The following is a 26,172-nucleotide window of genomic DNA, read 5'->3' as shown; positions in this document are numbered from 1 at the left end:
CATCTTCATAATTTTTTCACCACTTTAATGGTAAAATAAGGTCAAAGATTAAAAGGGGGAATTTTATCGTGTATGGTATGGGCGGATACGGGTTCGGCTTTTTTTATGACCCGACTTTCATTCTCGTAATTATCGGTATGGTGATTTCGCTAGCAGCGTCAGCGTATGTCAAAAGTACCTTTAACAAATATGACAAAGTCAGAAGTAAAAATAATATTACCGGCACAAAAGCGGCGCAGTACATCTTGCAGAGCCAAGGAATCAATAATGTTGGTGTGCAAGCGATCGCTGGTGATTTGACGGATAATTACAATTCTGGCAACAAAATGTTGAGTTTATCGCAATCCACCGCACAATCAACTTCGGTAGCAGCAATCGGTGTTGCGGCCCATGAGTGTGGTCACGCAGTCCAAGATGCCAAAGGCTATTTTCCTTTGCGTTTGCGTCATGCGATCGTACCGATCGCCAATATCGGAACCAGCATCTCGATCCCGTTGATTTTGATCGGGGTACTGTTACGAGGCTCGTTTCTGATCAACTTAGGTTTGTTGGCTTTCTCATTGGCGTTTATTTTCCAATTAGTGACCTTGCCAGTCGAGTTCGATGCCTCAAAACGGGCGATCCGTATTTTGGCAGATGGTGGCTTGTTAACAGAAGAGGAAGTACCACAAGCGAGAAGAGTGCTCTTTGCCGCAGCGTTGACCTATGTCGCAGCTGCCGTAGCAACCTTATTGCAACTCTTACGTTTGATTATTTTATTTGGTAATAACAACCGTCGGAATTAATCGACAGTGTGACAGAAAAAAGACCAGCTCAGCATCCTGAACTGGTCTTTTTTCGTTATTCTACTATTAAGTAAACGTAATAGACGTTTTCAACGCTTTTTAAATTTTCTTCAGATAGATTGTTTTCCATTTCAGCATATAGTTTGACGTCACCGCCCTTGGCAATATAAAGCAACGGAATTTCTTGTTTTTTCTCAATGTTAAGCTCGTTATTGGGAATACTAGTGCTAGCTCCAGTGGGAGATAAACTATCTTCTCCAAGGGACGTATAGTGGAATTTAGATAAGTCGGTCATTGTATTTGATGAGGAACCATTTGAAAATAAATCAACGAAGAGTAGAGAATCGCTCTTAGTAATTCCTATGTTCAAATAGCCATTATAATCACTTCTTGGCTCTGTTATCAGGGAAGCGACTATTTTGTGTTCTTTTATCTCCCCTTTTTGATAATAATCAAAGTAAACCGTCATGGACTCAGCCACTGTGTTAAATTTCAGTTGTGAGCCAAAATCCAACAATAAACTAGAAAGGTCCATAGGGTTCTCTAGCTGAACAAGGTGATTATTGGGGACGCCAGCTACTTTTTTACTAGGGAAAGGACTGTAATTATAGTAATAACAATAAAGCATGGTAGGTAGCCCTATCACGAGCAAGAATGCGAAAAAAATCTGTAAAGGATTTCGAGACCGGATTAGTGTCTTGACAGTATCTGGTGCTTTTTGGTTTTTAGCAGTCATTGTCTTCTTCCTCCAAAATTGTGGCTTCTATAGAATCTCTTTTGGGAGACAATAGAATTTGATTGTTTCCTTATCGGTAAATGATTACCGGAAGATACCACAAAAAAATAATTTAAATATATATCTATAATCTCAAAGATAACCAAAAAGCGCAATCAAATTTTGATATTTATTGAGGGCACTCCTTATTGGGGAATAATCATTCAGAGCACATTACTTGGCAGACAAAAATAGCAGAATAGTTAGCTCTATCCTGCAAAAGAAAAATTATCTTAGCGTAGAAGGCAGGAATCGAACCTGCACCTCGTCTTTGCCAAAAATAACCAGAAATATGTTCCGATCATTTTTACCAAAACGAGTAAAGCGCCAGACTTCATCTACACTTTGTATTATGCCAAAGAGAGTTCAACGATTTCGTAAGAAGCAATGAAAAATTTGCAAAAAGTTGTGCAGAAAACATGAAGGTTGTTTAAGAAAGAGTAACCTTAGAATGCCAGTGTGAAAAAGGAGGAACCAGCTGCAACGAAGCGTAAAGCGCTTCGTTTGGAAGCCTCCGTTTTTTCTGAAAAAATCAGATAAAGTTTTCTTGACATTTGTGAGGTGAGAATGTATCATTCTGTTTGGGCACTCTTTACAAGAGTCAGAAAGTGATTTAGAATTTTCGCTCCCTATTCATTTATGGATAGGGAGCTTTTATTATTTTCTAAATGCTTTTCCTGTAAAATAGATTAAAGGAGTTTTTCAGTTTATGACAAAATATATTTTTGTAACCGGCGGTGTGGTTTCTTCTATTGGTAAAGGGATCGTAGCAGCATCATTAGGACGTTTGTTGAAAAATCGCGGCTTGAAAGTAACCATTCAAAAATTCGATCCGTACATCAACGTCGATCCAGGAACGATGAGCCCATATCAACATGGTGAAGTATTCGTAACCGATGATGGAGCAGAGACCGACTTAGACTTAGGTCACTATGAACGCTTTATCGATATCAATTTGAACAAATACTCAAATGTAACAACTGGAAAAATCTATTCAGAAGTTTTGCGGAAAGAGCGTAAAGGAGAATACTTAGGCGCGACTGTTCAAGTGATCCCGCACATCACCAACGAGATCAAAGAAAAAATCATGCGGGCAGCCAAAATGACTGATTCAGATGTGATCATCACAGAAGTCGGCGGAACAGTAGGGGATATTGAATCATTGCCGTTTCTAGAAGCTTTGCGTCAAATGAAGGCAGACGTAGGTGCGGACAACGTGATGTACATCCATACGACGCTGATTCCTTATTTGAAAGCAGCAGGCGAAATGAAAACAAAGCCGACACAACATAGTGTGAAGGAACTGCGCGGCTTAGGGATTCAACCAAATATCTTGGTCGTTCGGACAGAACAACCTGTAGGACAATCAACAAAAAACAAATTGGCACAATTCTGTGACGTGGCACCAGAAGCCGTGATCGAATCTCGTGACGTTGAGACCCTGTATTCGATCCCATTGGCACTGCAAGCGCAAGGCATGGATCAAATCGTGTGTGATCATTTGAAACTGACTGCACCAGTTGCTGACATGACTGAATGGCAAGCATTGGAAGAAAAGGTGCTGAATTTGAAGAAAAAAGTACGCATCGCGTTAGTTGGAAAATATGTGGAATTGCCAGATGCTTATCTATCGGTTGTCGAAGCCTTGAAACATTCTGGTTTTGCCTTTGATGCAGACATCGAGATCGATTGGATCAAAGCCCAAGAAATCACACGGGAAAATGTGGAGTCTTACTTAGGTGAAGTAGACGGGATCCTTGTTCCTGGTGGATTTGGTGATCGTGGGATTGAAGGGAAAATTGAAGCGATCCGTTATGCTCGGGAAAATGATGTGCCATTCTTAGGTATTTGTCTTGGGATGCAAATGGCTTGTGTGGAATATGCCCGCAATGTCGTTGGGTTGGAAAATGCCAATTCCGCAGAAACAGATCCTGAAACAGCCAACAATATCATTGATTTGATGGCTGACCAAGAAAACATCGAAAACTTAGGCGGGACATTGCGCTTAGGCTTGTACCCATGTAAAGTGAAGAAAGGCACCAAAACAGCTGCAGCTTATGACGGAGAAGAAGTTGTTCAGGAACGTCACCGTCACCGTTATGAATTCAACAACAAATACCGTGAAATCTTTGAAGCAAACGGGATGGTTTTCTCAGGTGTGTCACCAGACAATCGTTTGGTTGAGATCGTTGAGATTCCAGAAAACAAATTCTTCGTGGGTTGCCAATTCCACCCAGAATTGATTTCTCGTCCAACTCGCCCACAACGCTTGATCAAAGCCTTTGTTGGAGCTTCATTAGACAACCGCCGAGCATAATAATCGCTAGCGGCAAAATCAAGCAATGAATGTGCGAAACTCCTCATCTCAAGATGGGGAGTTTTTTGAGTTGCGCGATCCCAGTAATCCGTAAAAGGTTGAAACTTGCTTGAGCGTTGGTAGAAGCTATCCCTTTTTGCACACAAAAAAACTTCCGTCAAAGCGACCGGAAGTTTCTGACTGATGCATTATTTTTTTCGCTAACAGTTCGAATGAAATCCGCCAGCGGTAACGCATGTTGATTTGCTGGTGCCTAGAGAGGATTATTCTTTTAGCTTATACCCTTGGTCTAAGAGCATTTCCTCTGTACGTTCCATGCTGATCCCATTTTCGGTGTTTCCTTCAAAACTAACCCCAGGCAATTGTTTCGCTGAATCATAATCCAACTCATCATAATTGATGGTCAATGATTCAGTCGCTTCACTATCTGTATAGTCGAGGGAATAGTCCAACCCTTTGACTTGCTGATACTGCTCTGCGATCGGATCAAGTACCGTCTGTGCTTCTTCTTTGGTCGTTACCCCAATCGCTGAATACGGCATGACATTGTTCGCAGTCTGGGTTTTTACTTTATCGCCTTCATAAGTGAAGACCAGTTCCATCGAAACCCCATTTTGATCCATTGTGAATGTTTTGGTTTCTTCTTTGGCCCCCGAGCTGCAACTTGCCAAGAAAAGAACCCCGATGACTGCCAAAAATCCAATAAGCGCTTTTTTCATTTTATCCCTCCTTTTTTACATAATAATATAGCCGCTTTCACAAGGCTATTCTTATGCTCAGAGGAGAAGAAGGAAGGATTTACTGGAAGATTATGATAAAATGACGAAAAAATATGTGAAATTTTTCTCGAATTTTCACATGCCGATTTGTTATCTAACGACCGCAGACAGAAGAGAAAAACCTTACAGAATCGTAGACTTTCAGAAAAGATGATGAAAATGCTGGATTTTTATATTTGTGCAATCTTTTTTTGAAAAGAGAAATTCCTCTTTTTAGTAGCAAATACCGCAAATCTTTGCTAAAATAGCATTGTCGGTTAAGCATTGCTTAACAAATAAAGTTTTTCAAAACTTAGGAGGAATTTTTTATGCCAGTAGTATCAGGAGCTGAATTCTTAAAAGCTGCTCGTCAAGGCGGATATGCAGTCGGCGGATTCAACACAAACAACTTAGAATGGACACAAGCGATTTTAAAAGCTGCTGAAGCGAAAAAAGCGCCAGTTCTAATCCAAACTTCAATGGGTGCTGCCAAATATATGGGCGGATACAAAGTTGCTAAAGACATCGTTACAAACTTGGTTGATTCAATGAACATCACTGTTCCAGTTGCAATCCACTTAGACCATGGTGATTACGATGCAGCAATGGAATGTATCGAAGTTGGTTACACTTCTGTTATGTTTGATGGCTCTCACTTACCATTTGAAGAAAACTTGAAATTGGCTAAAGAAGTTGTCGAAAAAGCACACGCAAAAGGCGTTTCTGTTGAGTGTGAAGTTGGTTCAATCGGCGGAGAAGAAGATGGAATCATCGGTTCTGGCGAATTAGCTGACATCGAAGAATGTAAACAAATGGTTGCAACTGGTATTGATTACCTAGCTTGCGGAATTGGTAACATTCACGGTCAATACCCTGAAAACTGGAAAGGCCTTGCTTTTGACCACTTACAAGCAATCGCTGATGCAGTAGGTTCTGATGTACCATTAGTATTACACGGTGGTTCTGGTATTCCTCAAGACCAAATCGAAAAAGCAATCTCAATGGGTGTTTCTAAAGTAAACGTAAATACTGAATTCCAATTATCATTTGCTAAAGCAACTCGTGAATACATCGAAGCTGGCAAAGATAAAGAAGGCAAAGGATTCGACCCTCGTAAATTATTAGCACCAGGTGTTGCTGCAATCGTTAAAGATGCAGAAGAACACATCGACTGGTTCGGTTCAGCTGGTAAAGCTTAATCTTAATCAAAGATCAAAACTCTTAGAATCACTGATTCTAAGAGTTTTTTTGTTTTCTAAGAAAATATTCTTGATGCGGGGATCAAAAATATACTGCATCTTTTTTCTTTGTGTAATCTGTGCTAAAATTGGAATGATACACATAAATTAAAAAAGAGTATAGGTGGAATTCAATGAAAAAAATTGTCATCAACGGCAATCGTCCCTTAAAAGGTGAAGTCACCATTAGCGGCGCAAAAAACAGTGCAGTCGCATTGATCCCGGCAGCGATCTTAGCTGATTCACCGGTCATTTTAGAAGGAGTGCCCGACATCCAAGATGTGCACTCATTAATTGAGATTATCGAAATCATGGGCGTGAAGACCCATTTTGAAAACAATACGCTAGAGATCGATCCAACCAATATCGTTTCGATCCCGATGCCTAACGGAAAAATCAATAGTCTACGGGCTTCGTATTATTTCATGGGGGCATTATTGGCGAAGTTTGGTGAAGGCGTCGTTGGGTTGCCTGGCGGCTGTTTCTTAGGCCCGCGACCAATCGATTTGCATATCAAAGGCTTCGAAGCACTTGGCGCAAAAGTCACCAACGAGCATGGCGCCATGTATTTGCGTACCGAAGAAGAAGGCTTGACTGGCGAACGGATTTTCTTAGATATGGTCTCCATCGGAGCAACAATCAATGTAATGCTGGCAGCAGTAAGAGCCAAAGGCAAAACGATCATTGAAAATGCTGCACGGGAACCTGAGATCATTGATGTCGCGACCCTTTTAAATAATATGGGAGCGAAAATCAGAGGTGCAGGTACCAATGAAATTCGTATCGAAGGTGTGGAAGAACTGCACGGTTGTCGTCATTCTATTATTCCAGACCGAATCGAAGCAGGAACCTATCTTTCTTTAGCCGCAGCAGCGGGTGAAGGCATTACAGTCAAAAATGTGATTTATGAGCATCTAGAAAGCTACATTGCGAAATTGGAAGAAATCGGTGTGCGAATGGATATCAGCGAAGATGAAATCTATGTGCATCCCTCAAAAGAGTTGAAACCAGCGACTGTGAAAACTTATCCTTATCCGGGATTTGCCACAGACCTGCAACAGCCGATCACACCATTATTGCTAAAAGCAAAGGGAACATCGGAGATTATGGACACGATTTATGCCAAACGGGTCAACCATATTCCTGAATTAGCACGGATGGGCGCACAAGCAACGACAGAAGGCAACATGATTTTTGTCAGCGGACCGAGCCAATTGCACGGAGCAGAAGTTGTCGCTTCTGATTTGCGGGCAGGGGCTTGTCTAGTTATTGCCGGATTGATGGCGACTGGCACGACTAGCGTCTTTAATGTCGAGTACATTTTGCGCGGCTATGATCATATCATCGAAAAACTAACGGCTCTTGGAGCTGATATTCAAATGATAGAGGAGTAATTATGAGCGATTATCTTACGATGGCAGAGTTGGAAAACAAAACCTTAAAAGAGATCTACACCTTTGCCAAAGAGTTTCGAATTCCTTATTACAGCCAAATGAATAAAAAAGAATTGTCATTGGCTGTGATACGGGCGCAGGCGGAAAAACAAGGCTTCTTTTATATGGAAGGAATCTTGGATATCGTAGGCCAAGAAGGCTATGGTTTTTTACGTCCAATCAACTATGGACCGAGTGCAGAAGATATCTATATTTCTTCTTCACAGATTCGTCGGTTTAGTTTGCGTAATGGCGATAAAGTCGCCGGTAAGGCGCGCCCGCCTAAGGAATCTGAACGCTATTATGGATTGATGCACGTTGAGTCTGTTAACGGCAAAGATCCAGAAGATGCCAAAGAGCGCCCGCATTTTCCAGCGCTGACGCCCCTTTATCCGAACCGTCATTTAAAATTAGAAACAACGTCAGGACGTCTTTCGACTCGGATGATCGATATGCTGGCGCCAGTGGGTTTTGGTCAACGGGGACTGATCGTTGCCCCGCCTAAAGCTGGGAAAACCAGTATATTGAAAGAAATTGCCAATGGGATCACTGACAACTATCCTGAGGTGGAATTGATCGTACTTTTGATCGACGAGCGTCCAGAAGAAGTAACTGATCTAGAACGTAGTGTCAAGGGTGACGTGGTTTCTTCAACCTTTGACCTACAGCCTAGCAATCATACCCGTGTTTCAGAATTGGTACTAGAACGGGCGATGCGCTTGGTGGAAGACAAGCGTGATGTCGTGATTTTGATGGATAGTATCACTCGTTTGGCGAGAGCTTATAACTTAGTCGTTCCTCCAAGCGGACGTACACTAAGCGGCGGGATCGATCCAGCTGCTTTGTACAAACCGAAGAAATTCTTTGGCGCTGCCCGCAATATTGAAGAAGGCGGTAGTTTGACGATCCTTGCCACAGCTTTGGTAGATACCGGCAGCCGCATGGATGATGTCATCTATGAAGAGTTTAAAGGAACCGGCAATATGGAGCTGCAGCTTTCTCGCAGCCTCGCAGAACGCCGGGTCTTCCCAGCGATCGACATCAAGAAATCTGGTACCCGTAAAGAAGAATTGCTGATGAGCAGTGAACAATTGGAAGAAACTTGGCGCTTACGCAACAACATGTTGGGGGATTCCTTGGAGTTCACAGAACAATTCATTCAATTCTTGCGCAAAACGAAAAAGAATGAAGAGTTTTTAGCGGCTTTTCATGATGTCCATTTCGGAGACAAGCGGCCAAAAAGAAATATAAAAAGATAATTGCATCTAAAATCCAAACATGGTAAGATAGTCATGTTGTAAAATCGACAAATCAACTCTGGTGAAGCAAATGAGCCAGGGCAAAGGAGAGAAGAAGAAATGAAACAAGATATCCATCCAGATTATCATCCAGTTGTATTCATGGACTCAACTACTGGTTTCAAATTCTTATCAGGTTCTACAAAGAATTCTCAAGAAACTGTTGAGTGGGAAGACGGCAACACGTATCCATTGATCCGTGTCGAAGTAACTTCTGATTCACATCCATTCTACACTGGACGTCAAAAATTCACACAAGCAGACGGACGTGTGGACCGTTTCAACAAAAAATACGGTCTCAAAGACAACAACGCTGCAGAATAAGACAAATAAATGTAAATGTTGTTTCGATAACATTTCTGAGGTTTCCCTTTTACGAGGGAAACCTTTTTTGTTTTTATAGGTAATAGACACTCAACTGCTAAACCGAAAGAAACCATTCAGAATCTGTTACAAACAAAGTAAAAGGAATCAATAAATCTGTAGGCAAGAATGTGGAAATTAGCACTGTAACGAATCCTATCTAGTAATTTTCGAAATGGAGCAATGATCAAGAGTGGTTTGATTTAATCGTCGATTATTATTGAATATTCAAACTTCAATTGACATTTATCTTGAATAAAATTATCATTAAATTAATAATATTCCGTTATAAGTTTCTTATTTTTGACTTATTTTATCGAGTTCACACGATTTTTATTGAGAAAAGTAGATAGTTCTCTCTTTAAGAACCAGTTTCTATTCTACATAATTAAAGACCACTCACTAGCTATGCTTTAACGAATCACATCCAAAACAATCAAGAAAGGAAGAGACATGTTTTCATTTAAGAAAAAGAAGGAAGTCATTAATTTCCCAGAACTAAGCAACCATAATGAACGTACATACCCGAAAAAATTGAAAAAGATTGTGGCTCAATTAGAAACCTGTAAATCAGAGGATTTGAATTATATTGCTGAATGTATTTTACAAAAGATGGGATATACCGTCCAAAACATCGATGGTTACAAAGATGGTGGTATTGATGTGTATGCTTTTTCTAATAATAAAAAGGCAATAGCGGTCCAATGTAAAGCCTGGAATCCGCAAAAAACAACGGAGCGGATCAGTAAGCCACTCGTTGCCGCATTTAAAGGGATTTTTCCAGACAAAGGGTTTCCCAATGGGCTTTTCATCACTACACATTTTTTTACAGATCAAGCATTAGAAATAGCCGGTGATAATCTACTGTTGGTTGATAGAAAAAAACTGATTGAGCTGCTTGCACATTTTTATCCAGAGATGATCAGTGAGTTGTTTTATTATAAAACCTTGACGGAATTAGAAGAATGCAAGAGTTGTAAAAATGGGAAGAAGTTGAAACTCTACAATAAGAAGAAGCGCAATTATTACTATATCTGCGAAACGTGCGGTGAGTATAGCTCTTTTCATTATTCGTCATGAGAAAAAGAACAAGAGAATAAGCAATAAAAAACAGACATTCCATTAATGAATGTCTGTTTTTTATTAAGTGAAAACGCCAAAAAAAGGCGGGAACATAGTTTTATTCCTATTTTCTAAAGCTTTGTTTTTCACCCACCCAGTCACTCAATAAACGATCTGTTTCGGATTTGCATGGGCCAAAATAAATTCTTTGAAATTGCTGACTACAGGTGGTAAGTAAGTCTCTTTATTGTAGGCTAAATAAAAGTATCGCTCCCAACTGATGCCATTAAGTTTGATTCGCTTAAGGGGCAAAGAGTCAAGCATCGTCATATTGGGGATGATAGCAATCCCCAATCCTTGACTGACTAGTCCAGCGATCACTTGATCGATCTTGACTTCGTAGGCTACTTGATAGCTGACGTTGTTACGCTGATAAAGGTCATCGATGATTTCACGTAAGGCACTTTTTTTGCTGAAAATAATCTGGGGATATTCTGCTAAGTCGTCCAAAGAGACTTCATCAAATTGTGCGAGAGGATGATCCAACGCGGTGATCACGACAAGTTCTTGACTTGCAATCGGGACGAATTCAATGGTTGGTTCATTGGTGATGTAGGAACAAATACCGAGATCATAGCGCAAGGTTTTTAGTCCTTGGACTGTTTCGGTACTGACGCTATCTGAGTGAAATTCAAATTGAATCTTTTTTTCAGGATTTGCTTCAAGAAATTGTTTAGTGATTTTTGGTACGTAAGATGTACCGAGGACTTGCAAAAAAGCAAAGCTGATATGCCCAAAGCCTTTGCTGATTTTTGTTACTGTATCGATACCCGAATCTAAGTTTTCTAACGTTCGTATAACATGTTCATGGAAAATTTTTCCAGGCTTGGTTAGGATCACATTTCGTCCGTTTTTTTCAAAGAGTTGTACACCTAGCTCATCTTCTAAAAGTGAAATGGCATTACTGAGACTTGGTTGTGTGATGTTGAGCAATTTACTCGAACGTGTATAGTGTTCTTCTCTAGCAAGGATATCAAAATATTTTAAATGCTGAAGATTCATAGAAACCTCCTCTAAAATCCTTCTTTTTTTATCAGTATATCACAAGACTTATATCTTTTATCTATAGATCCATAAAGAAAAAACAATTAGAAGTACGGAGAGGGAAAAGCTATAATAACGGTAATAAACATTGTGAATAAAAACACAATTACTGCGGCCGCTTTTTAGTTCGTGTTTTTATTTCCAGCTGTAAACCAAGTAGTAGTTGTTTACAGACTTTTAAAGGGGGAAATAACATGAGAAACATTCCATTGACGATTAGCTCTTACACATTAGGGACAGAGATTAATTTTGAAGACAGAGTGAAGATCGCGAAAGAGGCAGGATACGACGGGATCGGTTTACGTGCGGAGACCTATATGCTTGCTGTGAAGCAAGGCTATTCTGATGAGCGGATGCTTGAAATTCTTGCAGAACATGACATGAAAGTAACCGAGGTCGAATATATCACCTTGTGGGCTGATCCAAATAAAACGATGGAAACACCGGAAACACTGCTGCAACAATTTAAAGAGCAAACGATCTATCATATGGCACGTTTGTTTGGTGTTGGGCACATCAATTGTGGCTTAATGGAAAAATACCCAGCAGAGGTTCATATCCAAGCCTTTAAAGAACTATGTACACGAGCAAAAGAATTAGTCATTGGGTTAGAATTCATGCCTTATAGCGGTGTTCCTGATCTAGCTAGTGCATGGAATATTGTCAAAGAGGCAGATTGTGAAAATGGGATGCTGATCCTAGATACATGGCACTGGGCGAGAGCCAACATGACAGCAGCTGACTTGGAAGGGGTCCCAGCGGAGAAAGTTGTTTCGATCCAAATTTGTGATGTTTTAGAAAGACGATATCCTGATACGATCTTACGGGATGAGTCGATGCACGATCGCTTATGTCCAGGAACAGGATGGGGTGATACCGAAGGCTTCTTACGGGCACTAAAAGCACACGGCATCAAGCCTCGTGTTGTAGGCACGGAAGTGATTTCTGATCCGATTTTAAGTCAAGGCTATCAAAAAGCAGCAGAGCAAAATTACAAAACGAGTATTGAAGTGATCCAAAACGCATGGCCAGAATTGCTTGCGTAAAAAAAAATCAAATAGAAAAGAGGAAATACGATGAGCAAAAAAATTTCGGGAAAAACGAAGCTCTTAGGATTGATCGGTACACCTGTTGGGCATTCTGGTTCGCCAGCCATGTATAATTATGGCTTTGACCAGCTTGATATCGATGCAGTTTATTTAGCTTTTGACATTAAAGAAGACCAAGTCGCCCAGGCGATCGAGGCATTTCGAACCTTCAAAATGAGTGGAAATGTCACGATGCCTTGCAAGACGGCAGCGGCAGAATACATGGATGAATTGACCCCCGCTGCAAAAATGGTTGGTGCCATCAATACTATCGTCAATGATGAAGGCAAGCTCGTCGGCCATATTACCGATGGTGTCGGCTTTGTTGATAATCTGCAAGCACACGATGTAAAAATGAAAGATCAAAAATTTGTTGTGATCGGAGCTGGTGGAGCTGCCACCGCGATCCAAGTCCAATTGGCGATCGAAGGCGCAGCCTCCATTGCAATTTTCAACATCAAAGATGCATTTTATGAAAAAGGCAAAGAGACCGTTGCCCGTATCAAAGAATATTACCCTGATCTAGTAATTGATATTTATGATCTGACGGATCAAGCGTTACTTGCTGAAAAAATAAAAGGAGCCGATTGTTTAGTGAATGCAACGACTGTTGGAATGGGTGAAGGAAATACAGCGACACCGATTGCAGACACAGAGGTACTGCATGCAGATTTGACGGTGGCTGATGCGATCTATAACCCACCAATGACCCAGTTATTGAAAGATGCTAGCGCGAAGGGATGTAAGACTGTAGGTGGAAAAGGCATGCTTATCGGACAAGGAAAAGCCGCCTTTAAACTATTTACTGGAAAAGAATTGCCTATCAAAGCAAACTAACTAGGGACCGAGTATCCGTTTCCTACGAAATACCTTGAGGGGAACTTTCGTAGGAAAATTGGATGTTCTTTTATAAGGAGCGTACAAATGAGAGCAAAAAAGTATATTTTGTCACTGGCAACTGTTTATATGTGTTATTTCACTCATGGAATTCAAGCCATTATTTTAAGCCAAAATGCGACTTATTTTTCGGATAAATGGGGCTATACCGATGCTTCTGCAGGAGCCGCTGCGGTATCGTTGGCAATCACTGCGACCGGATTAGGAAAATTTTTGACCGTCTGGATCGGTGGAGAAATTTCGGATAAAGTGGGACGCAAAAAAATGGCGGTCATGGGTGCTATTTTGTATACGCTATGCTTTTTAGGGTTATTACTGACGACGAACATGGTGATTGCGTCTGTCTGTGCCTTTATCGCAGGGGTGGCGACTTCTGGATTTTGGGACGCTGCGTTATATCCTGCTTCTCAAGAAGCTGCACCGAAATATGCGGCCTCAGCGATGATTGGGATCAAGTTTTTTGTTTCTCTGTCAGGAGTCATTTATCCATTACTTGTGGTAAATTTCATTAGTTCTGGAAATCAATCAATGGGGATCATCATTCCGTTAGTCCTATCGATCGTCTGCACGATTTTAGCAGCAATCGCGCCCTTCGCTTATGATGACATGATGAAAGAAAAGACTGCTACCGTCGATGGAAAAGAAACAAATGCAGTTCAAGAAGAAATCGCGGCAATGAAAGCCAAGATGCTTGTTAAGCCGAATGTTATCGTTAATTTCTTCACAATGTTCTTTGGTTTTATCTGTATGTTTATTATGTACGGTGCCCAACAGTATACCAAAGCGTTTGGGTTGACGAATGCTGGTTTGACTGAGATGCAGTCAGCAGGGCTAACATCGATCTATACTTTTGGCTTAATGGTGGCAGTTTTGTTTTGGGCAGTGATGATGGGGAAATTGCGTTGGAATCCACTGAAAGTCTTGTTTATTGATACGGTGTTTATCGCTCTTGCATTGGGGATGGTCCTAGTGATCCAACACGTGGTAGTGATTTATATCAGTATCGCATTCCTGGGCTTCTTTGCTGCCGGAGGGGCGTTGCAAACTGGGCTAGGGGTACGACAAATGTTTTGCCCTGGACCAAAAGGTCGTAATACCGGGATCTACTATACTTGGATGGGCTTAGCAAGTACCTTTTTGCCTTACATCGTTGCTTCCATGACTCGGTCTGTAGGAGAAACGCAAGCGATTTTTCTGATGATGGGCTTATTACTTGCAGCTGCTATATTAGCGATCATCATGATGGTTTATTTGTTACTGCAACACAAAAGAGTTTTTGGCTATAGTGCATTTGATAAGTTAAAGGACTAAACGTCCTGGAGGATAGTGGCCAACCACTTCCTCCTTTTTCGCTTTTGTTAAACAGGTGACTTAGCGTATCTGGTTGCAGGTTTAAACGGCGTAAATTGTATGGAGGAGAAGAAGTATGGATAGCTTGATTGGCTTATTACTAGTAGTGTCATTTGGTGGCATGGTTTTTTATTGTATCAAAGGATATAACCTGATGATTGGTTTTATCGTTATGGCAACATTATGGGTGTTGTTGCCGCTTATAGGGAATGTCATTTCACCCAATCCGGCATTTGAAAACCTCCCTTTTACCGAGATGCTGGCACAGGTCTATCAACAGGCGCCAGAACGCTGGGGGGCTTCACAAATGAATATTTTTGTAGGAGCATTCTTTGGTAGGATATTGTTGGAAACGGGCATTGCGGCAACTATCATTCGTAAGAGTGTGGAACTAGGTGGGGATAGCCCAGCGATTATTCTAGTAATTGTCAATTTGATTACCGGCTTTATCTTTTCATCCATGTCAGGTGCCGGATCTGTCATCGCGATCGCCGTGATCGTATTGCCGATTTTATTTTCGATTGGTATTCCTAAAGTCGTGGCATTCTTTAGTTTTTCGGCTTCCGTTGCAGCAGGTGTTTTCTTAAATCCAATCAATTTCACACAGTATCAAGCCTTTTTTGGCAATGTGAATGGTGGGGTTGATTACACCTATAATGATTATTTTTCGTTTGGATTATTGGCTTTCTTTGTGATGATTCTGGTTTCTTCGATTTTTGCTATTGGGTATTTGAGAGTAGAAAGTTTGACCTATGCTTGGGCGGTTGGAGAAGAACCGAAAGTCCATGACGTGCCTAGTTTGGCGTTACTTACCCCTTTTATACCGGTCGTAGGAGTCATCATCTTTCAATTTCCAGTGATCTTTTGTTTTATTGGTGCGAGTCTTTATGCCTTGTGGATTTGTGGTGTTTTAAAGGATGGGTTCAGAAAAGATTCTCAGATTTTGACCCGTATTTTTGCAGATGGGGTCAAAGATACTGCGACCTTAGTTGCCTTTTGGATGACTCTTGCAATGTTCAATGCAGCTGCAACCTTCGCTGCACCTTATTTTGAATCATTGCTAGGAGGAATCATTCCGACGCATCCCTTAGCGCTTTGTCTGCTTTTTGGTTTTTTAGCTCCCTTGACTTGGTTTCGCGGACCCCTTTCTTTGATTGGTTGTGGCGCAGCATTGCTGGCAGTGATCAGCAATCAAACCAATTATCCAGTGACTTTTTTGTATCCGTTATTCATTTCCAACATGATCGGCATGGGACATTTTGATTTGACCATTTCTTGGAATGCTTGGGGATTAGGCTTCAATAATATCAACACGAGAGACTATATGAAAGTCGCTTTTTTACCAGGAATCGTTATTTCGCTTATTCTTGAGGTTGCGACGTTTCTGTTATATAGCCCGATTTAAAAAAGTAGGTGAAGAAAATGAGAAGAAGTGTCCGAATTGGCATTGATGTAGGCGGGACCCATACGAAAGCTGTCGCAATCAACAATGACACGCAAGAGGTGATTGGAAAATCATCTGTAAAAACGACCCACAAAAGTGAACAAGGGGTTGCAGAAGGCGTGGTTGCCTCATTTATCAAGTGTTTAGCCGAAAATCAGATCCAGCCCGAGGAAGTAGTCTTTGTCGCTCATAGTACTACTCAAGCCACCAATGCACTCTTAGAAGGTGATGTAGCAAAGGTCGGCATTATCAGTACGGCGAAAGGCGGCGTCGAAGGATGGCTAGCAAAGTGGCAAACGGCATTAAAAGATATTGATTTAGGTACGGGAAGAAGTATTGAAGTCGTGGCGCGGTTTATTCCTCAAAAAGAGCTTTCAAAGGCAACGATCGAAGCGGCGTTAGCAGAACTGCAACAAGCACAGGCGCAAGTCATTGTGACTTCAGCAGCTTTTGGTGTAGATGATTTAAAAACAGAAGAAAGAATCGCTGAAGTGGCGAAACAAAAGGGTATCGAAGTGACCTTGGCGTCGGAAATGACCAAACTATATGGGTTATCCCGTAGAACCCGTACTGCTGCAATCAATGCATCGATCTTGCCAACGATGCTGGAAACGGCAAATTCAACAGAAAATAGTGTTCGCCAAGCAGGTGTGGATGTACCACTGATGATCATGCGTGGCGATGGCGGATTGATGGACATCGTTGAAATGAAAAAACGACCGGTGCTAACGATGCTTTCTGGACCAGCAGCTAGTGTGATGGGGGCATTGATGTATCTGCGAACATCAAATGGGATCTATTTTGAAGTGGGGGGAACTTCCACAAATCTTGGCGTGATCAAAAATGGTCGGCCAGTCATTGATTACTCAGAGATTGCAGGACATAAGACGTATGTCAATTCATTAGATGTTCGCGTCTTAGGTGTGGCTGGCGGCAGTATGGTTCGAGTGAACAAAAAAGGCGTGGTAGATGTCGGACCAAGAAGTGCCCATATCGCTGGTTTAGAATATAGTACGTATCTGCCAGAAGAAGAGATCGTTGGACCAGAACTGGAGCTTTATGCGCCCAAAGCAGGTGACCCAGCGGATTATGTCGCAATCAAGCTCGTTAACGGAAAACGAATCACGATCACGAATTCATGCGCTGCGAATGTCTTGGGGTATGTGACAAAGGATGATTTTTCTTATGGCAATGCCCATTCAGCCAGAAAAGCTATGCAACCTTTAGCGGAATACTTAGAAACGACAGTGGAGGATGTTGCACAACAAATTTTGAATCAAGCAGTTCAAAAAATAGCGCCGGTGATTCACTCATTTGCCCGCAAGTATCAATTAGAACCAAATCAAATGACCTTAGTAGGAGTTGGAGGTGGTGTTTCTTCTCTGATCAAACATGCGGCGAAACAATTGTCATTAAATTATAAGATACCTGAAAACGCCGAAGTGATTTCATCAATTGGGGTGGCATTATCGGTGGTTCAAGATGTGGTGGAACGAATCGTTCCTAATCCAACAAAAGCCGATATTGCAGCAATCAAGCAAGAAGCCGCTACTTTAGCGATCGAGAGTGGGGCAACACCCGATAGTATTGAAGTCCATATTGAGATCGATCCTCAGACGCAAAAAATCACTGCGCGAGCTTCCGGTGCCACAGCTGCTCAGGCTGCTGAGCGTCAGAATCAAATCACTCGTGAAGAAGCGCAAGAGATTGCTGTTACTGAGCTACAAGTTGCTAGAGAAAACGTGGTTTCTTGTGCTGCAAGTGAACATTTTTATATCTATGGTGCAGCGACAAAAAAAGGCGATCGTGTATGTGTCATTGATCATCGAGGGTTTATTCGCGTGCAAAGAGACCATGCAGCCGTCGTGAAAACGACGATCCAAAGTTATAGTGAACAAATCGCGCGTCTTTGGGAAAGTATGGCGAACTACCAAAGTGATCTAGTGATCCGACCAGATTTTTATATTTGTGCTGGTCCTCGTCTCTTTGATTTTAGTTCGACAGACTATACCCAATTGATGATGTTGATCGATATTGAATTAAGTCAGTTGATTGGTACAGAAGAAATTATTATTATTGCTGCGAACCGCTTGCAGTAGGCCAAGGAAGGAATGAGATCCGTGAAAGTAGAAGAATTTTGCCAACAATTTTTACACCTATGGTCTCGAGCAACCAATCCTCACCTGCAGCTGTTCAAACAAGACCCCCTTCACGCCAAAGTTGATCCTGCGCAGGCAGAGTCCTTTATTGAAACTGCTGAAAGCATAGGTAAGCAAGAAGCCCGCTGGTATCGAGAGCATCCTCAAGAATTACAAGGAATCATTGATTCATTAAAGATCAATGAACTGCCTGAAGCGCAAGCGCAACAGGAGCGCTATACCTTTGCTGTCTATAAAAAAACAGATCATATTATGATTGATCGCAATTTCTTGGCGCAAGCGCAGCATTTTATCGAAGCACAGCAATTAAGCCGATTACTTCCTGCGACGACACTTACGGAATTGGTTTTCATGCATGAAGTGTTTCATGTATTGGAATATCGTAAAAATCTCTGGACCATTCAAAGACAACTGCACTATCAGATAGGTTTTTTGAAAAAACAGGCACGTCTCTATTCCTTGAGTGAGATCGCTGCTGCATCTTTTGTACAGACGTTTTATCAGCTGGAAAATTCCCCTACATTGCTTGCTAGCTGCATAATCTATTGTAAAAATCCTGAGCTCGCTCAAGCGCTCGTTACGACTGCGTTAAAGGAACAAACCATTCACAGAAGCTATTGATCAATGGAAAAAAAGAATTAGTTTCTCTGCTCATATCAAGGTATATTGTTAGTGAAGAATATAACAATATTAGAGGTGGTATAAATGATGGAGCAATCTTGGTTGAATCTTAAGAATGAAGTCGTAGTTATTACTGGCGCTTTAGGTGGTATGGGGAAAAAAATCGCACAGGACTTTGCTGATCAAGGCGCACAACTTGCATTAGTTGATTTGCATGAGGAAAACCTTGCCAACTATGCTGTACAGCTAGCAGATCAATTCGGTGTGAAAGTAAACAGTTATGTCTGCAATTCGACGATCGAAGCGCAGGTAGATGCATTGGCAGAAAAGGTCAAAGAAGATTTTGGCCGCATTGATGTTTTGGTAAACACAGCGGCTATTTTGAAATTTTCATTGCTTGAAGATCTACCATTTGAAGAATGGAAACAAGTGATCGACGTCAACTTAAACGGCTACTTCTTGGTTTCTCAAAGAATCGGGCGAGTGATGATCGCACAAAAATCAGGGCGGATGGTGCATGTCTCAACGATCGCCTCAATCAGCCCTGAAACATATTCTGGTGCGTATAGCCCAAGTAAGGCTGGAGTTAATATGATGTCGAAACAAATGGCTGCAGAGTGGGGGCAGTACGGCCTTCGCAGCAATTGTGTCTTGCCATGCTTTGTGAAGACACCTTTATCCGCAAGCTTTTATGCAGACCCAGAAGTTGAAGAGGGGCGGAAACGTTTAACTGCCAATAAGCGAATCGGCGATGTGCAAGACATTGCTAATGCAGTCCTTTACTTAGCCAGCGAACGTTCCGATTATACGAACGGGCACGAATTACGTGTTGAAGGCGGTTTTGGGATCATGATGGGGGATCAAGTACCAAAACCTGGTGGGCGTAAACAGTATGCCATCAATTCTCGGCCGGAAAACCAAAAATAAATGGGGAAATGAAGTAAGTAATAACTGAACAGGGGAGACACTCATCTTTTCGACTTGTCCGAAAAAGATGGGTGTATTTCGTGATGCCTTAATACATGCGGTCTGACGAAGCAAGCCATTTGAAAGGAACTGATTTTTATGAAAAAAGAATTATTTGAACCGATCAAACTATCTTCTAGCGTTGAACTTAAAAATCGACTCGTTATGGCACCTATGACAACTCAATCTGCTTTTTACGATGGTGAAATAACGGAAGAGATCATTGAATACTATCGCTGTCGTGCCGGTGCAGCTGCGGCAGTGATCGTAGAAAGCTGCTTTATCGAAGAACATGGGCGTGGGTTTCCGGGAGCACTCGGGGTAGATACAGACAAGAAAATTGCTGGGCTCACTAGATTAGCAAAAGCCATCAAAGAAAAAGGCTCAAAAGCGATCCTGCAAATTTATCATGCTGGACGAATGGCATGGCCTGAGTACAATGGTGGAGTACAACCGATTTGCGCAAGTCCCGTCGCAGCGTTACGACCAAACGCACCTGTTCCGAAAGAAATGAGTAATGATGAGATCCTAACGATGATTCAACGATTTGGAGACGCGACTAGGCGTGCCATCAAAGCTGGTTACGATGGCGTGGAGATACATGGTGCGAATACCTTTTTGATCCAACAATTTTTCTCGCCTCACTCAAATCGCAGAAACGACTATTGGGGAGGCAGTCTGGAAAAAAGAGCGCACTTTACATTAGCCGTATTAAAAGAAGTACAGCGGGTCCGTCAAGAAGAATCGGTTGAAGACTTTGTTATCGGTTATCGTTTTTCGCCAGAAGAAATGGAAAAGCCTGGGATTTGTTTTGAAGAAACGATGTACTTGTTGAATCAACTAGCGAAAAGCAAGCCAGAGTACCTTCATTTTTCAATGGGAACGTACCAACGAAGCTCTATTATTGATAACGAGAGCAGCGAGCCATTAATTGTGAAGTTTTTAACAATGCGTTCGCCTGAACTTTCGACTATTCCGATTATAGGAGTGGGCTCTATCTTGCAACGAGAAGACGCAGAAGCAGCACTGAAAATTGGCTACGATTTGCTTGCCATCGGGAAAGGATTTTTAGTCGAACCTAATTGGGTTCAGATGATCGCCGAGAAGAAAGTTGTTCGTCATTTTGCTCTTAGTCATGCGCAAAGTGAGTTGAAAATCCCAACACCATTGTGGCAGTTTATGGAAGATATGGTCATTGATCCAGAAGAGGAGAAACAAAAGCATGAACGCTTGAAAGAACTCCAAAAGCGGAAAGTCGCTTACCAACCAGGGACATATCTTGTACAAGCCCAAGGACACAATAGTCCGATTGAAATGCAAGTGACTTTTTCAAAGGAAACGATTGAAAAGATTACGATTGATAAAGGCAATGAATCTGAAGGTTTATCTGATTTAGTCTTTACGAGAATTCCGGCACAGATCATTGAAGGACAAACGCTGAATGTCGATGCTGTTTCTGGTGCTTCTGCTTCCAGTCAAGGGGTGATCGCAGGGGTGGAAGAAGCGGTAAAACTTGCAGGCGCCGATGTAGAGGTCCTCAAAGCACGGCCAAAGCCAGTCGTGGCTTGGTCAGAAGAAGTGGTTGAAGAAGCAGTTGATGTAGTGATCATTGGCTCAGGCGCCGCTGGGCTTGCTGCTGCATTGCGAGCGGATCAGTTAGAACGAAAGGTCATCTTACTGGAAAAATTAAGTTTTGTGGGTGGAGCGATCTCTATTAGTGGTGGAAACCAAATCGTGACTGGTTCGAAACTACAACAGATTGCTGGTGTAAAAGATGATACACCGACAGCAATGGTGGCTGATTTTCTGGAAAACGGGAATGGGCTGAACGATCGAAACCTTGTGACCCTTTTCGCTGAGAACGTAGGAGAAACCACAGATTGGGTCCATGAATACTTAGGTGTAGCCTACGATATGAAGCAAGGGCTGCACGTCCTACCAGAATATCAAAAAAATCGCGAACTTGCTTATCAAGGGGGCGGCGCTGGATTTGCCCAGACCGTCCGTAAAACACTACAGAATAGTGGGGTTCAGGTCTTGCTCCAAACGAAAGCCCAACAGCTACTAGTAGATGATCAAAATAATGTCATAGGCGTCAAAGCCGTCGAAGAATCAGGGAAAACTCATATGATCTATGCCCCAACGGTCATTATGACAACCGGTGGCTATGGGAATAATGCCTCCTTACTCAAGGAAAGATTCAAGCAAATTTTGTATTATGGACCAAAATCTGCCACCGGCGATGGTCTGTTGATGGCAACCATTCCTGCTTTAAAGGCACAAACGCGAGCGATGGATCAAGGAAAAATCTATCCCAATGGATTGGAAATTTCTCAAGGGGTGGCGAAATCAACGATTGGTGGCAATCTGATCGTGTTGAAAGAAAACGGTATTCTAGTGAATCAATTTGGAAAGCGGGTAGTAAATGAGCGAGCTAGCAATAAGCTAGTATTAGAAGCATTATTAAGACAACGCTCGCCAATGCTTTATTTATTGCTAGACGGCAAACACTTTGAGCATTTCAGCCAAGGTGTAGCAGAAGGCGGAATCACCAGTGAAGAGCTGGCTTGTTGGATTGCGCAAGAAGGAAAGGCCACACCTCGTATTCTTAAAGCTGCCACGTTAGAACAGTTAGCCATCAAAGCGCAGATGCCTGTAGAACAACTGATCGAAACAGTGGATAATTTTAACTACTGGGTAGCGCAAGGAAGCGACGAAGAGTTTCACCGTGCACCTGAATACTTGCAAGAACCGATTGGTGCAGGTCCCTATTATCTTATCGAACAAAAGCCTCGGTTTGCGACTACGCTAGGTGGGTTAGCGGTCAATCGTTCGTTGCAAGTTTTGAATCAGCAAAACCAGCCCATTAAAGGGCTCTATGCTGCAGGTGAAGTTGTGGGAGGCGTCATGGGATCAGACTCTCCATCAGGTGCCAATAATGCCTGGGCATTGACTTCTGGGAAATTAGCAGCAGAAGCTGTTTGGGAAATGACGAAAAGACCGAAAAAAGCGTAGAATCCGCTTTTTCGCTTTATTGCTAAATTGAGAAACCAGCGTCGATGACGGATCAGCTAGGAGAATCCTTCTATAATTCTCTTTCAGAAATTTGGCTAGAATCAGAGCGATTTAGGTCGTTTCTCTAGATAATCAAATCAGCAAAAAAACCAGAACGATCCTTTCGGGGGTTCTGGTTTTTTCGTGTGATTTTAACAAACTTGTCGTTTACGACTGATTGGTCGCCTGTAGCCACTGTCAATCTACTTTGCAAAAAAACATAAGTGGTACATCGTTCTACCTCGGACTTGGAAGAGTGATCGGCGAACGCACGGCATCCACAAAGGTTGCTGCGAAGATGGGGACGATATCACCGACATCAAAGGTGCATATGTTGCTTTCGCTAGACTTGATAAAGAGCAAAAGAACAGCGATTTGTTTGAAGGTGGACACAAATTGTGTGTGTCTAATAGCTTCTAAATCGGGTGTAATGACTAAAACAGCCTCGTTTGTTTCGGTAGGTTCGTAGCCATCTCCCCGTGTTTTTGACAACTTAAAGTGTATTTGAATAGAAGAAAACGTAAGAAATGGCAATCAAGCAAACCAACAATAAACCAGAGAGTGACAGAAAAAGCAGCATGATTCGTTTCTTCTTCAATCCAAGTACAAGTATCACTACATTCAATAGAAAGAAAACAAGTAAAATCGCTAAATATTCCATAACTGGTCCTCTTTTACGTTTTTATTTATCTTACCAGAGATTGCTTGCTTTTCCTAGCCAGTTTTTGTCTTTAAGGGGATAAATATTTACAGTATATCAGTGACGTGATTGCTCAAATAAAAAGCGACTGAGCAATTTTACAATTATCGAAAAGAAAAAGAGCACCCATCATTAGAGGATGCGTCTTCAATGATTGATGTCTATAAGGGCTTCTTGCTTGTTCTACGAACCCGTAGAAATATAATTCTTCAAACCTACTCGCCAAAAGAAGAAGGCGGGAAAGGCAAAGAGCAGACAAACCGACGGTGATAAGATCCACCAAGGATTAGTTACGCGACCAATGACATACAAAAACGGATAATACTGAAACCAAGCCATCGGCACGACGTAGGTCAACAAACGCAAGACATGTTTTCCGTAGATACTAAATGGGTAGCGGCCAAATTCTCGGGCACCATCGGTAAAAATATTCATAAATTCAAGTCCTTGGATCGTAAAGAAGGAAATGGCGGCATACACTAAGAACAATAGGGCGAAAAAGAGGGCGCCGCAGACGATCATTAAAAAAAGAGTCAGGACATTTCCAAAATGCCAAGCAATTCCACTATTGGGAATCGCATAAGCAAACAACAGCAAGGCTTGAATAAAACGACCGAGACGAGAGAACTCCATTTTGGAAGCTAAGACTTGAAAGATCAAGGATCGAGGGCGCACGAGTGCCCGATCGAACTCGCCATTACTGATCATTTGTGGAAAAAGATCGAACCCGCGAAAGAAGCATTCCGCAATCGAAAAGGCAAACAAAACCGTCGCAAAGGAAAGCAGGACTTCCTCAAAGGTAAAGCCATCCACTTGATGAAACCGGGTAAACATAAACCAAATGCCTAAAAAAGCGGTAAAGGAACCTAGAAATTGTCCCAAAGCAGTTAACACAAAGGAAACCTTATACTGCATCTGACTTTTGAGATGAATACAAAAATAATGCCAATAAACCATATTCCTTAACCTCCTTGCACAACGACACGCTTGAGTGCCTGCTGCAGCCAAATTTTTCCGATCACGATCAAAAGTATGAGCCAAAACGCTTGTAAGAGCAATGCTGAAACAAGCGCAAAGCCAGTCAGATCCCCGTTGTAAATTCGCAGCGGGACGTTTTGCATGGAAGCAAAAGGCAATAGTTCCACGAATTGGCGAAAAGGCTGTGGAAAGAAAGGCAGAGGAATGACCCCGCCAGCTAAAAATTCACCGATGGAGCTGATGACGATCCGCACCCCGATGGAGGATAATGTGTAAAAAGTCGAGATATAGACCAGCTGCGACATAGCGATCACTACACCTAAACTCAGCGCCATAGACAAAAGAAACAAGAACAGGGCAACGATGTTTGTTGGCAGAATCAAGCGATAAGGTGCTGGCAGTAAAAAGGCAATCACAAAAATCGGTCCGCAACGCAAGAGGGCTTTTGCTAAGCGATTGGCAGCCGATTGGCAAAACCAGCGATTGTATAGATCCATCGGCCGCACAAGTTCGTAGGCGATCGTCCCTGTGGTGATGGTATTGAAAATTTCTGCCTCAAAGAACCACAACATAAATAAAGACAAGAAGGCTTGCTGGAGCCAAACATAGGAGACGGTTTGTTGAAAGGTCATGGGAAAGGCACTAGGATTTGCTTGGTAAAAGGCGTGGAATGCCAGAATTTCCATCAAGCCCCAAGCTAGTTGCGTAGCCATCCCGGCAATCGCCGCCGAGCGGTATTGCAAGGTATTGATAAAGCGAATGCGGAAAAATGCCTGATACTTCCTCATATTTGATACTCCTGATACAGCTTAGCGACCATTTCTTCGGCCGTGATACTGGCAACGGCCAAATCGGTGATCTCGACTTGATTGCTGAGCAGACTGAGCAGCTGAGCGACCGACACTTCTTTGGGATTAAGTTTCAGAACAAGGCGACCAACGTCTTTTTGAAGCAGCTGGACGTTTTCTGGCAGATGAGGTTCATTCCCTTGATAGTCGATCTCCAGCGTTTTGACATCAGAAAAACGATGCTTTAGTTCATCGAGGCGACCATCCAGCAAAATTTGCCCTTTGCCGATCAACAGAATTCGCTGTGTCAGCGCCTCGATATCTTGCATATCGTGGGTCGTCAGGATGACTGTGGTGCCTTTTTCTTGGTTTCTTTTTTTAATAAACTGACGCACGGCAATCTTTGATACAGCATCTAAACCGATGGTGGGTTCATCAAGAAATAAGATTTTGGGGTCATGGAGTAAGGAGGCGGCGATCTCACAGCGCATACGCTGACCGAGACTCAAGGACCGAGCAGGGGTTTTTAAGATCTCACCTAAATCTAGTAAGGTGACTAATTCTTCTAGGTTGCGCTGATAACTAGCAGCGTCGACTTTGTAGATATCACGGATCAAATCAAAGCTGTCATTGACGGGGACATCCCACCAGAGTTGACTGCGCTGCCCGAAGACGACGCCGATGTCTTTGACATGTTGAATACGTTCTTGCCAAGGCGTACGACCATTGATGTGACAAATGCCTTGATCAGGGGTCAAAATCCCGCACATGATTTTTATGGTGGTACTTTTTCCAGCACCATTAGGCCCGATGTAGCCAACCATTTCGCCTTCATTGATGGTAAAGCTGATGTCTTGCAACGCATGGACGGTGGTGGTTTCACGAGAAAGAAATGCTTTGGCTGCTTGGCGAAAGCCGCTTTTTCGCTTGGACACTTGGAAGGTCTTGCTGAGGTGTTCTACTTGGATCATTTGGATTCACTCACTTTCTTTTG

The 26,172-nt window shown here is 42.3% G+C and carries 22 protein-coding genes; 15 read left to right on the top strand and 7 right to left on the bottom strand.

Features of this window, described 5'->3' with window-relative positions; genetic code table 11:
• Positions 1–77: 77 nt before the first annotated feature.
• The gene (locus IGI88_RS03795) at positions 78–785 is read left to right on the top strand and encodes a zinc metallopeptidase (RefSeq protein ID WP_016612795.1); all 708 of its coding nucleotides are present in this window, start codon (positions 78–80) and stop codon (positions 783–785) included.
• A gap of 55 nt (positions 786–840) precedes the next feature.
• Here the strand turns inward: IGI88_RS03795 and IGI88_RS03790 are convergent, their stop codons facing one another.
• Entirely contained in the window at positions 841–1,521 is a 681-nt protein-coding gene (locus IGI88_RS03790; RefSeq protein ID WP_008380519.1) for a hypothetical protein, read from the bottom strand.
• Positions 1,522–2,269: 748 nt separating this feature from the next.
• On the opposite strand from IGI88_RS03790, the gene IGI88_RS03785 reads away from it, so the two are divergent.
• Positions 2,270–3,877: a CTP synthase gene (locus IGI88_RS03785; protein ID WP_061053230.1), complete on the top strand. Its 1,608-nt coding sequence runs from the start codon at positions 2,270–2,272 to the stop codon at positions 3,875–3,877.
• A 263-nt stretch (positions 3,878–4,140) separates the two neighbouring features.
• On the opposite strand, the gene IGI88_RS03780 is transcribed toward IGI88_RS03785, so the two are convergent.
• A complete protein-coding gene (locus IGI88_RS03780) occupies positions 4,141–4,596 on the bottom strand; it encodes a YehR family lipoprotein (protein ID WP_005233973.1) in 456 nt (151 codons plus the stop codon).
• Between the two features lie 368 nt (positions 4,597–4,964).
• On the opposite strand from IGI88_RS03780, the gene IGI88_RS03775 reads away from it, so the two are divergent.
• The 5 genes from IGI88_RS03775 to IGI88_RS03755 all read left to right on the top strand — a co-directional run bounded on the left by IGI88_RS03775 (position 4,965) and on the right by IGI88_RS03755 (position 10,047).
• Positions 4,965–5,834: a class II fructose-bisphosphate aldolase gene (locus IGI88_RS03775; protein ID WP_005228297.1), complete on the top strand. Its 870-nt coding sequence runs from the start codon at positions 4,965–4,967 to the stop codon at positions 5,832–5,834.
• Between the two features lie 173 nt (positions 5,835–6,007).
• Positions 6,008–7,267: a UDP-N-acetylglucosamine 1-carboxyvinyltransferase gene (locus IGI88_RS03770; protein WP_005233977.1), complete on the top strand. Its 1,260-nt coding sequence runs from the start codon at positions 6,008–6,010 to the stop codon at positions 7,265–7,267.
• Positions 7,268–7,269: 2 nt separating this feature from the next.
• On the top strand, positions 7,270–8,565 hold the full coding sequence (gene rho, locus IGI88_RS03765; RefSeq protein WP_005233978.1) for a transcription termination factor Rho: 1,296 nt from the start codon (positions 7,270–7,272) through the stop codon (positions 8,563–8,565).
• A gap of 99 nt (positions 8,566–8,664) precedes the next feature.
• Complete coding sequence (locus tag IGI88_RS03760; RefSeq protein WP_008380527.1) at positions 8,665–8,928, top strand: type B 50S ribosomal protein L31; 264 nt, start codon at positions 8,665–8,667, stop codon at positions 8,926–8,928.
• A gap of 492 nt (positions 8,929–9,420) precedes the next feature.
• Entirely contained in the window at positions 9,421–10,047 is a 627-nt protein-coding gene (locus tag IGI88_RS03755; protein WP_008380529.1) for a restriction endonuclease, read from the top strand.
• A 144-nt stretch (positions 10,048–10,191) separates the two neighbouring features.
• Here IGI88_RS03755 and IGI88_RS03750 read toward each other — a convergent pair whose 3' ends face one another.
• Entirely contained in the window at positions 10,192–11,091 is a 900-nt protein-coding gene (locus tag IGI88_RS03750; RefSeq protein ID WP_005234023.1) for a LysR family transcriptional regulator, read from the bottom strand.
• Between the two features lie 236 nt (positions 11,092–11,327).
• Between IGI88_RS03750 and IGI88_RS03745 the strand changes: the two genes are divergently transcribed.
• The 8 genes from IGI88_RS03745 (at position 11,328) to IGI88_RS03710 (ending at position 22,673) form a co-directional block, all read left to right on the top strand.
• Positions 11,328–12,179, top strand: coding sequence for a sugar phosphate isomerase/epimerase family protein (locus IGI88_RS03745; protein WP_005234024.1), 852 nt, complete (start codon positions 11,328–11,330; stop codon positions 12,177–12,179).
• Between the two features lie 30 nt (positions 12,180–12,209).
• A complete protein-coding gene (gene aroE / locus IGI88_RS03740; protein WP_429960220.1) occupies positions 12,210–13,058 on the top strand; it encodes a shikimate dehydrogenase in 849 nt (282 codons plus the stop codon).
• Between the two features lie 87 nt (positions 13,059–13,145).
• Complete coding sequence (locus IGI88_RS03735; protein WP_429960219.1) at positions 13,146–14,429, top strand: MFS transporter; 1,284 nt, start codon at positions 13,146–13,148, stop codon at positions 14,427–14,429.
• A gap of 115 nt (positions 14,430–14,544) precedes the next feature.
• The gene (locus tag IGI88_RS03730) at positions 14,545–15,873 is read left to right on the top strand and encodes a citrate transporter (RefSeq protein ID WP_081117888.1); all 1,329 of its coding nucleotides are present in this window, start codon (positions 14,545–14,547) and stop codon (positions 15,871–15,873) included.
• Positions 15,874–15,890: 17 nt separating this feature from the next.
• Complete coding sequence (locus IGI88_RS03725) at positions 15,891–18,011, top strand: hydantoinase/oxoprolinase family protein (RefSeq protein WP_429960218.1); 2,121 nt, start codon at positions 15,891–15,893, stop codon at positions 18,009–18,011.
• A 12-nt stretch (positions 18,012–18,023) separates the two neighbouring features.
• Positions 18,024–18,692: a hypothetical protein gene (locus IGI88_RS03720; protein ID WP_086332675.1), complete on the top strand. Its 669-nt coding sequence runs from the start codon at positions 18,024–18,026 to the stop codon at positions 18,690–18,692.
• Between the two features lie 87 nt (positions 18,693–18,779).
• Positions 18,780–19,619, top strand: a complete 840-nt coding sequence (locus IGI88_RS03715) for an SDR family NAD(P)-dependent oxidoreductase (protein ID WP_034878349.1) — start codon at positions 18,780–18,782, stop codon at positions 19,617–19,619.
• 138 nt (positions 19,620–19,757) lie between these two features.
• A complete protein-coding gene (locus IGI88_RS03710) occupies positions 19,758–22,673 on the top strand; it encodes an FAD-dependent oxidoreductase (RefSeq protein ID WP_429960217.1) in 2,916 nt (971 codons plus the stop codon).
• A 532-nt stretch (positions 22,674–23,205) separates the two neighbouring features.
• Here the strand turns inward: IGI88_RS03710 and IGI88_RS03705 are convergent.
• The 4 genes from IGI88_RS03705 to IGI88_RS03690 all read right to left on the bottom strand — a co-directional run bounded on the left by IGI88_RS03705 (position 23,206) and on the right by IGI88_RS03690 (position 26,149).
• Positions 23,206–23,373, bottom strand: a complete 168-nt coding sequence (locus tag IGI88_RS03705) for a hypothetical protein (RefSeq protein ID WP_005234033.1) — start codon at positions 23,371–23,373, stop codon at positions 23,206–23,208.
• Positions 23,374–23,595: 222 nt separating this feature from the next.
• The gene (locus IGI88_RS03700) at positions 23,596–24,369 is read right to left on the bottom strand and encodes an ABC transporter permease (protein ID WP_061053221.1); all 774 of its coding nucleotides are present in this window, start codon (positions 24,367–24,369) and stop codon (positions 23,596–23,598) included.
• A 5-nt stretch (positions 24,370–24,374) separates the two neighbouring features.
• Complete coding sequence (locus tag IGI88_RS03695) at positions 24,375–25,178, bottom strand: ABC transporter permease (protein WP_061053220.1); 804 nt, start codon at positions 25,176–25,178, stop codon at positions 24,375–24,377.
• A complete protein-coding gene (locus IGI88_RS03690) occupies positions 25,175–26,149 on the bottom strand; it encodes an ABC transporter ATP-binding protein (RefSeq protein ID WP_016612782.1) in 975 nt (324 codons plus the stop codon). Before IGI88_RS03690 ends, IGI88_RS03695 begins: the two co-directional genes overlap by 4 nt.
• Positions 26,150–26,172: the final 23 nt, after the last annotated feature.

Origin of the sequence: Enterococcus sp. AZ179 (assembly GCF_050498885.1) — a bacterium.
Classification (GTDB): Bacteria; Bacillota; Bacilli; order Lactobacillales; family Enterococcaceae; genus Enterococcus_D; species Enterococcus_D entomosocium.
This window is presented reverse-complemented; position numbering and strand designations above follow the sequence as displayed.

Coding starts and splice junctions, on each gene's coding strand:
- IGI88_RS03695 (WP_061053220.1), bottom strand. CDS start 25,178: ATGAGGAAGTATCAGGCATTTTTCCGCATTCGCTTTATCAATACCTTG.
- IGI88_RS03730 (WP_081117888.1), top strand. CDS start 14,545: ATGGATAGCTTGATTGGCTTATTACTAGTAGTGTCATTTGGTGGCATG.
- IGI88_RS03690 (WP_016612782.1), bottom strand. CDS start 26,149: ATGATCCAAGTAGAACACCTCAGCAAGACCTTCCAAGTGTCCAAGCGA.
- rho (WP_005233978.1), top strand. CDS start 7,270: ATGAGCGATTATCTTACGATGGCAGAGTTGGAAAACAAAACCTTAAAA.
- IGI88_RS03710 (WP_429960217.1), top strand. CDS start 19,758: ATGAAAAAAGAATTATTTGAACCGATCAAACTATCTTCTAGCGTTGAA.
- IGI88_RS03790 (WP_008380519.1), bottom strand. CDS start 1,521: ATGACTGCTAAAAACCAAAAAGCACCAGATACTGTCAAGACACTAATC.
- IGI88_RS03785 (WP_061053230.1), top strand. CDS start 2,270: ATGACAAAATATATTTTTGTAACCGGCGGTGTGGTTTCTTCTATTGGT.
- IGI88_RS03725 (WP_429960218.1), top strand. CDS start 15,891: ATGAGAAGAAGTGTCCGAATTGGCATTGATGTAGGCGGGACCCATACG.
- IGI88_RS03795 (WP_016612795.1), top strand. CDS start 78: ATGGGCGGATACGGGTTCGGCTTTTTTTATGACCCGACTTTCATTCTC.
- IGI88_RS03745 (WP_005234024.1), top strand. CDS start 11,328: ATGAGAAACATTCCATTGACGATTAGCTCTTACACATTAGGGACAGAG.
- IGI88_RS03780 (WP_005233973.1), bottom strand. CDS start 4,596: ATGAAAAAAGCGCTTATTGGATTTTTGGCAGTCATCGGGGTTCTTTTC.
- aroE (WP_429960220.1), top strand. CDS start 12,210: ATGAGCAAAAAAATTTCGGGAAAAACGAAGCTCTTAGGATTGATCGGT.
- IGI88_RS03755 (WP_008380529.1), top strand. CDS start 9,421: ATGTTTTCATTTAAGAAAAAGAAGGAAGTCATTAATTTCCCAGAACTA.
- IGI88_RS03770 (WP_005233977.1), top strand. CDS start 6,008: ATGAAAAAAATTGTCATCAACGGCAATCGTCCCTTAAAAGGTGAAGTC.
- IGI88_RS03720 (WP_086332675.1), top strand. CDS start 18,024: ATGAGATCCGTGAAAGTAGAAGAATTTTGCCAACAATTTTTACACCTA.
- IGI88_RS03760 (WP_008380527.1), top strand. CDS start 8,665: ATGAAACAAGATATCCATCCAGATTATCATCCAGTTGTATTCATGGAC.
- IGI88_RS03735 (WP_429960219.1), top strand. CDS start 13,146: ATGAGAGCAAAAAAGTATATTTTGTCACTGGCAACTGTTTATATGTGT.
- IGI88_RS03775 (WP_005228297.1), top strand. CDS start 4,965: ATGCCAGTAGTATCAGGAGCTGAATTCTTAAAAGCTGCTCGTCAAGGC.
- IGI88_RS03715 (WP_034878349.1), top strand. CDS start 18,780: ATGGAGCAATCTTGGTTGAATCTTAAGAATGAAGTCGTAGTTATTACT.
- IGI88_RS03750 (WP_005234023.1), bottom strand. CDS start 11,091: ATGAATCTTCAGCATTTAAAATATTTTGATATCCTTGCTAGAGAAGAA.
- IGI88_RS03705 (WP_005234033.1), bottom strand. CDS start 23,373: ATGGAATATTTAGCGATTTTACTTGTTTTCTTTCTATTGAATGTAGTG.
- IGI88_RS03700 (WP_061053221.1), bottom strand. CDS start 24,369: ATGGTTTATTGGCATTATTTTTGTATTCATCTCAAAAGTCAGATGCAG.